Annotated in this window: 12 protein-coding genes; 7 read left to right on the top strand and 5 right to left on the bottom strand. The window is 67.3% G+C overall.

Features of this window, described 5'->3' with window-relative positions; translation table 11 throughout:
* The first annotated feature begins 62 nt into the window (after window positions 1-62).
* From iscU to iscX, 6 genes are all read left to right on the top strand, one after another.
* A complete protein-coding gene (iscU, locus tag QZM67_RS30760; protein ID WP_006481982.1) occupies window positions 63-470 on the top strand; it encodes a Fe-S cluster assembly scaffold IscU in 408 nt (135 codons plus the stop codon).
* Window positions 471-534: 64 nt separating this feature from the next.
* Window positions 535-858, top strand: a complete 324-nt coding sequence (iscA, locus tag QZM67_RS30765; protein WP_014896627.1) for an iron-sulfur cluster assembly protein IscA — start codon at window positions 535-537, stop codon at window positions 856-858.
* Window positions 859-955: 97 nt separating this feature from the next.
* Window positions 956-1,483 carry a Fe-S protein assembly co-chaperone HscB gene (gene hscB / locus QZM67_RS30770; protein ID WP_011352560.1) on the top strand — a complete coding sequence of 176 codons (528 nt, stop codon included), beginning with the start codon at window positions 956-958 and terminating at the stop codon, window positions 1,481-1,483.
* Window positions 1,484-1,537: 54 nt separating this feature from the next.
* Window positions 1,538-3,406 carry a Fe-S protein assembly chaperone HscA gene (gene hscA / locus QZM67_RS30775; protein ID WP_301809058.1) on the top strand — a complete coding sequence of 623 codons (1,869 nt, stop codon included), beginning with the start codon at window positions 1,538-1,540 and terminating at the stop codon, window positions 3,404-3,406.
* Window positions 3,407-3,494: 88 nt separating this feature from the next.
* Complete coding sequence (gene fdx, locus QZM67_RS30780) at window positions 3,495-3,836, top strand: ISC system 2Fe-2S type ferredoxin (protein ID WP_043190328.1); 342 nt, start codon at window positions 3,495-3,497, stop codon at window positions 3,834-3,836.
* Window positions 3,837-3,855: 19 nt separating this feature from the next.
* Window positions 3,856-4,065 (top strand): Fe-S cluster assembly protein IscX, encoded by a 210-nt coding sequence (gene iscX, locus QZM67_RS30785; RefSeq protein ID WP_011352557.1) that lies wholly within the window; start codon window positions 3,856-3,858, stop codon window positions 4,063-4,065.
* A 129-nt stretch (window positions 4,066-4,194) separates the two neighbouring features.
* On the opposite strand, the gene QZM67_RS30790 is transcribed toward iscX, so the two are convergent.
* The 5 genes from QZM67_RS30790 to QZM67_RS30810 all read right to left on the bottom strand — a co-directional run bounded on the left by QZM67_RS30790 (window position 4,195) and on the right by QZM67_RS30810 (window position 10,916).
* A complete protein-coding gene (locus QZM67_RS30790) occupies window positions 4,195-4,926 on the bottom strand; it encodes a glycine zipper 2TM domain-containing protein (RefSeq protein ID WP_043190323.1) in 732 nt (243 codons plus the stop codon).
* Window positions 4,927-5,273: 347 nt separating this feature from the next.
* Window positions 5,274-6,800 carry a lysine--tRNA ligase gene (lysS, locus tag QZM67_RS30795; RefSeq protein ID WP_043190322.1) on the bottom strand — a complete coding sequence of 509 codons (1,527 nt, stop codon included), beginning with the start codon at window positions 6,798-6,800 and terminating at the stop codon, window positions 5,274-5,276.
* Window positions 6,801-6,882: 82 nt separating this feature from the next.
* A protein-coding gene (gene prfB / locus QZM67_RS30800; RefSeq protein WP_105392842.1) for a peptide chain release factor 2 occupies window positions 6,883-7,987 on the bottom strand; the annotation gives its coding sequence in 2 pieces (ribosomal slippage) (window positions 6,883-7,905 and window positions 7,907-7,987; 1,104 coding nt in all).
* A gap of 152 nt (window positions 7,988-8,139) precedes the next feature.
* Entirely contained in the window at window positions 8,140-9,837 is a 1,698-nt protein-coding gene (gene recJ, locus QZM67_RS30805; RefSeq protein ID WP_043190319.1) for a single-stranded-DNA-specific exonuclease RecJ, read from the bottom strand.
* 14 nt (window positions 9,838-9,851) lie between these two features.
* Window positions 9,852-10,916, bottom strand: a complete 1,065-nt coding sequence (locus QZM67_RS30810; protein WP_301809064.1) for a regulator — start codon at window positions 10,914-10,916, stop codon at window positions 9,852-9,854.
* A 162-nt stretch (window positions 10,917-11,078) separates the two neighbouring features.
* Between QZM67_RS30810 and QZM67_RS30815 the strand changes: the two genes are divergently transcribed.
* Window positions 11,079-12,332 (top strand): lipoprotein-releasing ABC transporter permease subunit, encoded by a 1,254-nt coding sequence (locus tag QZM67_RS30815; protein ID WP_124585185.1) that lies wholly within the window; start codon window positions 11,079-11,081, stop codon window positions 12,330-12,332.
* Window positions 12,333-12,368: the final 36 nt, after the last annotated feature.

Consider the following 12,368-nt stretch of genomic DNA (forward strand, 5'->3'; position numbering starts at 1 on the left):
GATTGAACATACCCGCGGGCGGATTCGCGCACGCAGACGTAACGAGTCAAGGAGTCTGAGTCATGTCTTACAGCAACAAGGTTCTGGATCACTACGAAAACCCGCGCAACGTCGGTTCGTTCGCGAAGGACGACGACACGGTCGGCACGGGCATGGTCGGCGCGCCGGCCTGCGGCGACGTGATGAAGCTGCAGATCCGCGTCGGCGCGGACGGCGTGATCGAAGACGCGAAGTTCAAGACCTACGGTTGCGGTTCGGCGATCGCATCGAGCTCGCTCGTCACCGAATGGGTGAAGGGCAAGACGCTCGACGAAGCCCTGTCGATCAAGAACACGCAGATCGCTGAAGAACTCGCGCTGCCGCCGGTGAAGATTCACTGCTCGATTCTCGCGGAAGACGCGATCAAGGCTGCCGTGGCCGACTACAAGAAGCGTCACGACACCAAGGAAGGCGATCAGGCAGCAGCCTGAGCGGCATCGAGCAGCTTGAGAAGGACCGCGGCGGGCCCCGGTGGCGCGCCGCGGCAAGGACATCATGGCAATTACACTGACCGAAAAAGCAGCACAGCACGTCCAGAAATACCTCGTCCGTCGCGGCAAGGGTGTGGGCCTGCGGCTTGGCGTTCGCACGACCGGGTGCTCGGGGCTCGCGTACAAGCTCGAGTATGTCGACGAGCTGGCTCCCGAGGATCAGGTGTTCGAGAGCCATGGCGTGAAGGTCATCGTCGATCCGAAGAGCCTGGCCTACATCGACGGCACCGAGCTTGATTTCGCACGCGAAGGCCTGAACGAAGGGTTCAAGTTCAACAACCCGAACGTGAAGGACGAGTGCGGCTGCGGCGAATCGTTCCGCGTGTGACCACGCGGATCTCCGCGCGATGCGGGCAAGAGGCGGCACGGGCCGCCTTTTTAATGTGCGGCGCTTGCCGCGCGACGAACCGGAATTGAACGCGACGATGGTCTCGCTGAAAGACAGCCACTTCGACCTGTTTCACCTGCCGGCGCAATTCGCGCTCGACGAGACGGTGCTCGACGCCGCCTATCGGACGGTGCAGACGCAGGTGCATCCGGACCGCTTCGCGGCGGCCGGCGATGCGCAGAAACGCATCGCGATGCAATGGGCAACCCGCGCGAACGAGGCGTACCGTACGCTGCGCGATCCGCTGAAGCGCGCGTCGTATCTGCTGTCGCTGCGCGGCGTCGACATCGGCGCGGAAAACAACACCGCGATGGAGCCGGCGTTCCTGATGCAGCAGATGGAGTGGCGCGAGGGCATCGAGGATGCCGCGGCCGCCCGCAACGTCGACGCGCTCGACGCGCTGCTCGCCGAGTTGCGCGAAGAGCGGCGCGTGCGTGTGGAGCGCCTCGGTACGCTGCTCGACAGCGGCGCGGATCAGGCGGCCGCCGAGGCCGTGCGCCAGCTGATGTTCATCGAACGGGTCGCGTCGGAAGTGGGCGCGCAGATCGAGCGCCTCGAAACTTAACCGCGTGCCTTGCGGCACGCGCAGCAAACGGGCCGAGCGCCCGAACGAACCAAGATGGCTTTACTGCAAATTTCCGAACCGGGCATGGCGCCGGCGCCGCATCAGCGGCGACTCGCCGTCGGGATCGATCTCGGCACGACGAATTCGCTCGTCGCGGCCGTGCGCAACAGCGTGCCCGAAGTCCTGCCGGACGAAGCGGGCCGCGTGCTGCTGCCGTCGGTAGTCCGCTATCTCGAGAAGGGCGGCCGCCGCATCGGTCACGAGGCGAAAGAGCAGGCCGCGACCGATCCGCGCAATACGATCGTGTCGGTCAAGCGTTTCATGGGCCGCGGCAAGGCCGAAGTCGAAGGTGCGGCGAACGCACCGTACGAATTCGTCGATGCGCCGGGCATGGTGCAGATTCGTACCATCGACGGCGTGAAGAGCCCGGTCGAAGTGTCGGCAGAGATTCTCGCGACGCTGCGCTATCGCGCGGAAGATTCGCTTGGCGACGACCTGGTCGGTGCAGTGATCACGGTGCCCGCGTATTTCGACGAAGCACAACGCCAGGCGACCAAGGATGCCGCGCGCCTCGCGGGCCTCAACGTGCTGCGCCTGCTGAACGAACCGACCGCCGCGGCGATTGCCTATGGGCTCGACAACGGCGCCGAAGGCCTCTACGCGGTGTACGACCTCGGCGGCGGCACGTTCGACCTGTCGATCCTGAAGCTGACGAAGGGCGTGTTCGAAGTGCTGGCCGCAGGCGGCGATTCAGCGCTCGGCGGCGACGATTTCGACCATGCGCTGTTCGGTCACGTGCTCGCGCAGGCCGGCATCGATGTGAAGACGCTCGCGCCCGAGGATGTGCGCCTGCTGCTCGACTGTGTGCGCGTGTTGAAGGAAGCGCTGTCGTCCGCACCGGATGCGTCGCTCGACGTCACGCTGTCGGGTGGCGCGCATCTCGTGCAGACGATCTCGCACGACACGTTCGCGTCGCTCGTCGATCCGCTCGTGCAGCGCACGCTCACGCCGACCCGCAAGGCGCTGCGCGACGCGCAGGTGACGCCGGCCGACATCAAGGGCGTCGTGCTCGTCGGCGGCGCGACGCGCATGCCGGTGATCCGCGACGCGGTCGCGAAATATTTCGGCCAGCCGCCGCTCGTGAATCTCGATCCGGACCAGGTCGTCGCGCTCGGCGCGGCGATCCAGGCCGATCTGCTCGCGGGCAATCGCGGCACCGGCGACGACTGGCTGCTGCTCGACGTGATTCCGCTGTCGCTCGGCGTCGAGACGATGGGCGGCCTCGTCGAGAAGATCATTCCGCGCAACTCGACGATTCCGATCGCGCGCGCGCAGGAATTCACGACCTTCAAGGACGGCCAGACCGCGATGGCGATCCACGTCGTGCAGGGCGAGCGCGAGCTCGTCGCCGACTGCCGGTCGCTCGCGCGTTTCGAGCTGCGCGGCATTCCGCCGATGACGGCCGGCGCCGCGCGCATTCGCGTGACCTACCAGGTCGACGCGGACGGCCTGCTGTCGGTGTTCGCTCGCGAGCAGCTGTCGGGCGTCGAGGCCTCGGTCGTCGTGAAGCCGTCGTACGGTCTTGCCGACGACGACATCGCGAAGATGCTCGAGGACAGCTTCAAGACCGCCGAAATCGACATGCGCGCCCGCGCGCTGCGCGAGGCGCAGGTCGAGGCCGAGCGGATGCTCGAGGCGACGCAGGCTGCGCTGGCGGCCGACGGCGAACTGCTCGACGCGGACGAACGCACGCAAGTCGACACGCTGGCCGCGGCGCTGCGCGCGGTGGCCCAAGGCGACGACACGAACGCGATCGAAGCGGCGACCAAGGCGCTGGCCGACGGCACCGACGAATTCGCGGCGCGCCGGATGGACAAGAGCATCAAGCGCGCGCTGTCGGGCCGCCGGCTCGACGAGATCTGAACTCACGCACTGCGCATCGGCCGGCGACGGCCCGCGCGATAATGAACCGTGCGGCGCCTGGCGCCGCACCCTGACTGACGGAACGGACATGCCTCAACTGGTGGTGCTGCCTCACGTCGAACTGTGCCCGGATGGCGCAGTGATCGACGCGACGCCCGGCAAGAGTATCTGCGACAACCTGCTCGAACACGGGATCGAGATCGAGCATGCATGCGAGAAGTCGTGCGCGTGCACGACGTGCCACGTGGTGATCCGCGAAGGCTTTAACGATCTGACGCCGTCCGAAGAGGACGAGGACGATCTGTTGGACAAGGCGTGGGGCCTCGAGCCGACGTCGCGCCTGTCGTGCCAGGCGATCGTGACGGAAGATTCGGACCTGGTGGTCGAGATCCCGAAGTACTCGATCAACCACGCGAAGGAAAACCACTGACAGGAACCGGAGGCAGGCGATGAAATGGACCGATTCGCGTGAAATAGCCATTGCGCTGGCGGACAAGCACCCCGACATCGACCCGCAGCGGATCAACTTTGTCGACTTGCGCCAGTGGGTGCTCGAACTCGATGGCTTCAACGACGATCCGACGCACTCCGGCGAGAAGATCCTCGAAGCGATCCAGGCGCACTGGATCGACGAATCGGACTTCGACGACGAGGACTGAACACCGCGTGCGCCGTAATGGCGCAGACGGTTGGCAATGGTAAACGGCTCGTGAGCAATCGCTCACGAGCCGTTTTCATTTTCAGTCGCGGTTGCCCGCGCGCGTGACGCGGGCAGGGGAGTCACGCGATTACGCGCCCACCAGCGTCCCGTTCTCGATCCGCACGCGCTGGCCCTGGCCGAACGGCGGCTGCTGGTTGTGGTACGTGAACGTGCGCGTCGCGCCGCTCTCCATCTGCACTTGCACCTGGTAGTCGGTTTCCGCGCGCACCTGCTTTTCGACCTGGTTGCCGGCCAGGCCGCCACCCAGTGCGCCGATGATCGTCATTGCGGTGCGGCCGTTGCCGTGGCCGAACTGGTTGCCCAGCAGGCCGCCCGCCGCGGCGCCGCCGACCGCGCCGATGCCCGAGCTCTGGCCGGGCGTGCGGATCGGCGTAACCGCGACGACCGTACCGCAGCTCTGGCAGTAGGTCTGCGCGGGTGCCGACGGCTGCTGTGCGTATTGCGGCGGCTGCGGTGCCGTGGTGTGGCGGCGGTGCGGCGCAGCCGGGCGCGGCGCGGGTTTCGGCTCGGCCTGCGCGACGGCGGCCTTCTGCTGCGCGGCAGCCTGTTCGGCCGCCTGCTGCTGGGCCTGCGCGGCGAGCGCGGCGCTGGCAGCGGCGGCGGTATCGACGGCCGGCTGCGATGCGATCAGCGCGGCCTGGGTCTGGCCGTTCTGTTCGTTGCTGCTGCTGGCCTTCGGGAACACGCCCGTGATCGCGGCCGTCGCCGCGAGGCTGGCGACGATGACGGCGCCGGCGGCGGTGGCGATGAGCGGGTGGAGGCGTTGCTTTTGCGGCGTGGTCTGATTCTGGTTGTCCATTTTTTTCTCCGATGTCGATCCGGATCGGCACATCGGTGCCGGGCCGGACCCCACGCTCGGGAGCGAGCAGACTTGGCGTTCCTGCGCCTCGTTCTGGTCCCGTGGTCATGCGTGGTGACGCAACAGGAGTGTCATCCACCGGCTCGCGGCGCACCGTATCAAGGTGTAACGAATTGCAGCGGGGCGCAGGCGGTCGTTACCGGGAAAACCCGAGGAAGGCCGTTACGACGAGGGGATAAAACGGGGGAGGATCGAAACCCGGCGGACGCCGGTTGGCGGGATTTACGCGTCGTTACAAAGCTGACGCGTGCGCGCCGCAGGGCGCGGCGCACACGCGGGCGCGGCGATCAGTCTTCGCGGCGCAGATGCGGGAACAGCAGCACGTCGCGGATCGTCGGGCTGTCGGTCAGCAGCATCACGAGACGGTCGATGCCGATCCCGCAGCCGCCGGTCGGAGGCATCCCGTATTCGAGCGCGCGGATGTAGTCGGCGTCGAAGAACATCGCTTCCTCGTCGCCCGCATCCTTCTGCTCGACCTGCTTCTTGAAGCGTGCGGCCTGGTCTTCCGGATCGTTCAGCTCCGAGAAGCCGTTCGCGATTTCGCGGCCGGTCATGAACAGCTCGAAACGCTCGGTGATGCCCGGCACCGTATCCGATGCGCGTGCGAGCGGCGACACCTCGACCGGGTAGTCGATGATGAAGGTCGGCTCCCACAGCTGCGCTTCGGCCGTTTCCTCGAACAGCGCGAGCTGCAGTGCGCCGATGCCGGCGTTCAGGAACGCCGGCTGCGACACGTCGACGCCGAAGCGCTTCAGTTCGGTGCGCAGGAACGCGTCGTCCGACAGCTGGCCGTCGGTGTAGTCCGGTGCGTATTTCTGGATCGCCTGCGTGATCGTCAGGCGGTGGAACGGCTTCGCGAGGTCGAGCTCGCGGCCCTGGTACTGGATCGTCGCGGTGCCGAGCGCATCGATCGCCGCCTGGCGGATCAGTTGCTCGGTGAAGTCCATCAGCCAGCGGTAATCGGTGTACGCGGCGTAGAACTCCATCATCGTGAATTCCGGGTTGTGACGCGGCGACACGCCTTCATTCCGGAAATTGCGGTTGATCTCGAACACGCGTTCGAAGCCGCCGACGATCAGGCGCTTCAGGTACAGCTCCGGCGCGATGCGCAGGAACATCTGCATGTCGAGCGCATTGTGATGCGTGACGAACGGCTTCGCGGCCGCGCCGCCCGGGATCGGGTGCAGCATCGGCGTTTCGACTTCCATGAACTCGGCGTTGTCCATGAACTTGCGGATCGACGCGATCGTCTTGGTGCGGGCACGGAACGTGTCGCGCGTTTCCGGCGTGACGATCAGGTCGACGTAGCGCTGGCGGTAGCGCATTTCCTGGTCGGACAGGCCGTGGAACTTGTCCGGCAGCGGGCGCAGCGCCTTCGACAGCAGGCGCAGTTCCTTGCACTGGACCGACAGCTCGCCCTTGTTGGTGCGGAACAGCACGCCGCGCGCGGCGACGATGTCGCCGAGGTCCCACTTCTTGAATGCGTCGTAGGTTTCCGCGCCGACGTCGTTCGGCGTCACGAAGAACTGGATCTGGCCCGAACCGTCCTGCACCGTCGCGAAGCTCGCCTTGCCCATCACGCGCTTGAGCATCATGCGGCCGGCGACCGACACCTCGACCGGGTTCGCTTCGAGCGCGGCCTTGTCCGAGTCGGCGAACTTCGCCTGCAGGTCGGCTGCGTGGTGCTCGGGCCGGAAGTCGTTCGGGTAGGCGACGCCTTGCTCGCGCAGGGCGCGCAGCTTCTCGCGGCGCTCGGCGATGATCTGGTTTTCGTCCGCCGTGACGGCGGGCTGCGTTTGGGTCGGTTCGGTCATGATGGTCGGAATTCGGAGTGGGTGCGGCAACGCAAACGGGAAGGGCAAGGGGGCGCGACCCGGCAGGGCCGCGCCGCGGCGCTTACACGCCCTGTTTGAGGCTCGCGCTGATGAAGTCGTCGAGGTCGCCGTCGAGGACAGCTCGCGTGTTGCTCATTTCGACGTTCGTGCGCAGATCCTTCACGCGGCTCTGGTCGAGCACGTACGAACGGATCTGGTGGCCCCAGCCCACATCGGTCTTGCTCGATTCGAGCTTGTCCTGTTCGGCCTGGCGCTTGCGCATTTCAACTTCGTACAGGCGCGATTTCAGCATCGCCATCGCTTCTGCGCGGTTGCGGTGCTGCGAGCGGTCGTTCTGGCACTGCACGACGATACCGGTCGGCATGTGCGTGATCCGCACCGCGGAGTCGGTCTTGTTGATGTGCTGACCGCCCGCGCCCGATGCGCGGTACGTGTCGATGCGCAGGTCGGCCGGGTTGATCTCGACTTCGATCGAGTCGTCGATTTCCGGATACACGAACACCGACGAGAACGACGTGTGGCGGCCGCCCGACGAGTCGAACGGCGACTTGCGCACGAGGCGGTGAATGCCCGTTTCGGTGCGCAGGAAGCCGTATGCGTATTCGCCCGAGACCTTGACCGTCGCATTCTTGATGCCGGCGACGTCGCCGTCGGACTCTTCGAGCACTTCGGCCTTGAAGCCCTTGCGTTCGCAGTAGCGCAGGTACTGGCGCAGCAGCATCGACGCCCAGTCGCACGCCTCGGTACCGCCGGCGCCGGCCTGGATGTCGATGAAGCAGTTGTTCGGGTCGGCCGGGTTCGAGAACATCCGGCGGAACTCGATGTCGCCCACGCGTGCCTCGAGCTTCGCGGCGTCTTCTTCCGACGCGACGAGGGTGTCCTCGTCGCCTTCCTCGCGGGCCAGCTCGAACAGGTCGAGCGCGTCGCGCAGGTCGCTATCGAGCGCGGTCAGCGTCGTGACGACGCCCTCGAGCAGCTTCTTCTCGCGACCGAGCGCCTGGGCGTTCTTCGAATCGTTCCAGACGTTCGGGTCTTCGAGTTCCTTGTTGACTTCGGTCAGACGCGCAGCTTTGGCGTCGTAGTCAAAGATACCCCCGAAGCTCGCCCGCGCGGTTGCGCAGGTCGAGCAGGGAGCTTTCGATCGCGTTGAGACGTTCCGCTTCCATGATCGTTCGCTATTCTTGCTTCGTAAAAAAGCGGAATTATAGCCGATCGGCAGGGTTGCCCGGTGACGCAAACGGTGCTCGCACGCGTGCCGCGGCCCCGTCCGGCGCGGCGTGCGTGCAGCGGCGGGTATCGCGGGCCGGGCGGCCCACGCTCAGCCGGCCGCGTGTTCGACGATCAGTTGGACGCGCGTGACGCCATTCCACGTGTCGGCGACGAGGCGGTACGCGACCAGCGCGCTCTCCGGCAGCGGCTCCGTGTGGTTGAACCAGATCGCGCTGAAACGCTGGCGGCCGCGCGCCAGCTGCAGCTTCAGATGCTTTTCCTTCACGAGCGACTGGGACACGACGTCGAATTCGCCCGAGAAAAGCGGGGCCGGAAAGCCTTGCCCCCAGACGGCCTCGTCGAGCAGTCCGACGAACTGCGGCGTGAAGTACGCGTCCTCGAGTTCGCCGTCGGTTTCGATCACGCGGGCGAGCGCGTCGTCGGACAACCATTCGCGCGCGACGGCCTCGAACGCGGCGGCAAAGCGCGGCACGTTCTCGGTGTCGAGCGTGAGGCCGGCCGCCATCGCATGGCCGCCGAACGCGACGATCAGGTCCGGTTCGCGTTTCGACACGAGGTCGAGCGCGTCGCGCAGGTGGAAGCCGGGAATCGAACGGCCCGACCCCTTGACCCGCTTGCCTTCGTCGTCCGCGTGCGCAAACGTGAACGACGGGCGGTGGAATTTTTCCTTGAGCCGGCCGGCGACGATGCCGATCACGCCCTGGTGCCACTCGGGGTTGAAGAGGGTGATCGTGCATGCGTCGGCCGGATCGACGTCGGCGAGATCGGCGAGCGCCTGCTGCTGCATGCCGGCCTCGATCTCGCGGCGCTCGCGGTTCATCACGTCGAGCTGCTGCGCGAGATCCCATGCGCGGCCGATGTCGTCGGTGATCAGGCACTCGATCCCGAGCGACATGTCGGAGAGCCGCCCGGCGGCGTTCAGACGCGGGCCGAGGCCGAAGCCGAGGTCGAAGCCCGACGCCGTGCGTGCTTCACGTGCGGCGGCGCGGAACAGCGCGGCGATGCCCGGCTGCATGCGGCCGTTGCGGATCCGCTGCAGCCCCTGTGCGACGAGCACGCGGTTGTTGCCGTCGAGCCGCACGACGTCGGCGACGGTGCCGAGCGCGACGAGGTCGAGCAGGCCGTCGAGGCGCGGCTCGGCTTCCTTGCTCGCGAAGGCGCCGCGGCGGCGCAGCTCGGCGCGCAGCGCGAGCAGCACGTAGAACATCACGCCGACGCCCGCGAGGTGCTTGCTCGGGAACACGCAGCCGGGCTGGTTCGGGTTGACGATCGCGCGTGCGGCGGGCAGCGCGTCGCCGGGCAGGTGATGGTCGGTCACGAGCACGTCGATGCCGCGCGCGTTCGCGGCTTCGACGCCCGCGACACTCGCGATCCCGTTGTCGACGGTGATCAGCAGGTCGGGCTTGCGCGCGGCCGCGAGTTCGACGATCTCGGGCGTGAGGCCGTAGCCGTATTCGAAGCGGTTCGGCACCAGGTAGTCGATCTGCGCGCCGAACATCCGCAGGCCGCGCACCGCGACCGCGCAGGCGGTCGCGCCGTCGCAGTCGTAGTCGGCGACGACCAGCAGGCGCCGCTTGTCGGCGATCGCGTCGGCGAGCAGCGACGCCGCGTCGGCGCAGCCTTTCAGCTCGGTGGGCGGAACGAGGCGCGCCAGCGCGGTCTCGATGTCGGCGGGGGACTGCACACCGCGCGATGCGTACAGGCGCGCAAGGACGGGGTGCAGGCCGTGGCGCGCGAGCACTTCGGCGTCGGCGGGTGCGACGGGGCGGGTAACGATCCGGGTCATACGGGGTCTGCTTGTTATTCGAACAGGGAGGCCAGCGCGCGGCGGCGCCAGAATTTGCGCAGGTCGCCGCGCGTCGCGTGCAGCGTCACGGAACTCGTGTCGCCGCACAGCGTGATATCGACGCTCGCGAGCTCGCCGGATTGCAGCGCGGCGAGGACCGGCGCGAACCAGTCGCGCTCGAGCGCGGCGAGTCCGTCGTGCCAGCGCGCCCAATCCTGCTCGATGAACGGGGTGGTCAGCGCCGGCAGTTCGATGAGCGTCGCGCCGTCGGCGGCGGGCAGCGTGCCGAACGCGGCCGGCAACGCGCCGGCATCGGCTTGCGCGGCGCGCGCGAGGCCGAGCGCCGCGGGCGATGCGGACAGCACACGCGCGAACGGCTTGCCGACCGGCTTCAGCGTGCCCTGCGCATGGAACCAGATCGAATTGACGGCCGGCAGGCCACGCGCCTCGCGGGCTTCGTTGACCGGATGCTGGAACCACGCCATCTGCACTTCGTTCTGCAGCTTCATCCACATCCGCGAGCGTTCGCCCGTATGGGCCTCGTGCGGCAGCCAGATCTCGATGTTGCGGCCGCTCGCGCGCAGCGGCGCGGCGCCGGCGAGCCGGGCAAGCTGCTCGCTCGACAAATACCAGCGTGACGGGTTCGGCGCTTCGAGCCGGACGCCAAGCTCCTCGATCAGCGGCCGCGCGACCGCGAGCAGCGCGGCTGCGTCGCCGTCGGCGAGCGCGAGGGCGGCCGGATCGACGAGCACCAGGTGATCGTGTGCGATTTCGACGTGGACGGGCTCGACGCAGGCCCACGCGTGGGCGCCGGGGTCGCCGCCGTCTGCCAGCAGCATGTAGGGCGCGAGCGGCGCCTCGTCCGCGGCGTTGCCCTGGGTCGCGCCGAACTGGCGGGCCAGCCAGCGCTCGTGCGGCAGCGTGCGCTGGAAGTCTTCACCCGCCACGCGCTCGACGAGGCTGGCGCGGGCGAGCAACTTTTCGAGCGCGGGGCTGTCCAGCGTGTGCAGGGACGAGGCCGCATCGGCCGCCGACGGCAGCGCGAACGGAACGAGAAAATGGAGGCGTCGGTCGTGCATGATGGTGCGCATTGTATGGCAAACTGCGCGCGTGATCGGGCCGGCTGACGGCCCGTTCGCGTCCGGCGGCCGTTTTTCGACCGTGCCCGTGCCGGTGGCCGCCACCGGGCGGCGGTCCGGCCGCGGGGCGCCTCCCCGCCGTAACCAGCAGAAAGGATTCGCTTGAAACTTCCGTACGAATGGCAGATCGGCTGGCGCTACACGCGCGCCGGCAAACGCACGACCGGTAACGGCTTCATTTCCTTCATCGCGCTCGTGTCGATGCTCGGGATCGCGCTCGGCGTCGCGGCGCTGATCGTCGTGCTGTCGGTGATGAACGGCTTCCAGAAGGAAGTGCGCGACCGCATGCTGTCGGTGCTTGCGCACGTCGAGGTGTTCTCGCCGACGGGCTCGATGCCCGACTGGCAACTGACCGCGCAGGAAGCGCGCCGCAATCCGTCGGTGATCGGCGCGGCGCCGTACGTCGATGCGCAGGCGCTGCTCACCCGCCAGGATGCGGTGAGCGGCGTGATGCTGCGCGGCGTCGAGCCGACGCTCGAGCCGCAGGTGTCGGACATCGGCAAGGACATGAAGGCAGGCCAGCTCGGCGCGCTCGTGCCGGGCCAGTTCGGCATCGTGCTCGGCGATGCGCTCGCCGGCAACCTCGGTGTGACGGTCGGCGACAAGGTCACGCTGGTCGCGCCGGAAGGGTCGATCACGCCGGCCGGCATGATGCCGCGGCTGAAGCAGTTCACGGTCGTCGGCGTGTTCGAGTCCGGGCACTACGAATACGACAGCACGCTCGCGATGATCAACATCCGCGACGCCGAGGCGCTGTTCCGGATGTCCGCGCCGACCGGCGTGCGGCTGCGGCTGAAGGACATGCAGAAGGCGCCGGACGTGGCGGTCGAGCTGTCGCATACGCTGTCGGGCAGCCTGTACATCCGCGACTGGACCCAGCAGAACAAAACGTGGTTCTCGGCCGTGCAGATCGAGAAGCGGATGATGTTCATCATCCTTACGCTGATCATCGCGGTGGCCGCGTTCAACCTCGTGTCGTCGCTCGTGATGACGGTGACCAACAAGCAGGCCGACATCGCGATCCTGCGTACGCTCGGCGCGCAGCCGGGGTCGATCATGAAGATCTTCGTCGTGCAGGGCGTGACGATCGGCTTCGTCGGCACGGCGTCGGGCGTCGCGCTCGGCTGCCTGATCGCGTGGAGCATCCCGTGGCTGATTCCGATGATCGAGCACCTGTTCGGCGTGCAGTTCCTGCCGCCGTCCGTGTACTTCATCAGCGAGCTGCCGTCCGAACTCGTCGCGAGCGATGTGATCCGGATCGGGCTGATCGCGTTCGCGCTGTCGGCCGTTGCGACGCTCTATCCGAGCTGGCGCGGCGCGAAGGTGAAGCCGGCGGAGGCGCTTCGCTATGAATGATCGCGCGACCGCATTCGCGGATGCAAAACAACACAA

This window comes from Burkholderia sp. AU45251 (assembly GCF_030482905.1).
Taxonomy (GTDB): Bacteria; Pseudomonadota; Gammaproteobacteria; order Burkholderiales; family Burkholderiaceae; genus Burkholderia; species Burkholderia aenigmatica.

What these genes read in the sequence shown, in the direction of transcription:
- iscU (WP_006481982.1), top strand. Translation starts at nt 63, where the DNA reads ATGTCTTACAGCAACAAGGTTCTGGATCACTACGAAAACCCGCGCAAC.
- iscA (WP_014896627.1), top strand. Translation starts at nt 535, where the DNA reads ATGGCAATTACACTGACCGAAAAAGCAGCACAGCACGTCCAGAAATAC.
- hscB (WP_011352560.1), top strand. Translation starts at nt 956, where the DNA reads ATGGTCTCGCTGAAAGACAGCCACTTCGACCTGTTTCACCTGCCGGCG.
- hscA (WP_301809058.1), top strand. Translation starts at nt 1,538, where the DNA reads ATGGCTTTACTGCAAATTTCCGAACCGGGCATGGCGCCGGCGCCGCAT.
- fdx (WP_043190328.1), top strand. Translation starts at nt 3,495, where the DNA reads ATGCCTCAACTGGTGGTGCTGCCTCACGTCGAACTGTGCCCGGATGGC.
- iscX (WP_011352557.1), top strand. Translation starts at nt 3,856, where the DNA reads ATGAAATGGACCGATTCGCGTGAAATAGCCATTGCGCTGGCGGACAAG.
- QZM67_RS30790 (WP_043190323.1), bottom strand. Translation starts at nt 4,926, where the DNA reads ATGGACAACCAGAATCAGACCACGCCGCAAAAGCAACGCCTCCACCCG.
- lysS (WP_043190322.1), bottom strand. Translation starts at nt 6,800, where the DNA reads ATGACCGAACCGACCCAAACGCAGCCCGCCGTCACGGCGGACGAAAAC.
- recJ (WP_043190319.1), bottom strand. Translation starts at nt 9,837, where the DNA reads ATGACCCGGATCGTTACCCGCCCCGTCGCACCCGCCGACGCCGAAGTG.
- QZM67_RS30810 (WP_301809064.1), bottom strand. Translation starts at nt 10,916, where the DNA reads ATGCACGACCGACGCCTCCATTTTCTCGTTCCGTTCGCGCTGCCGTCG.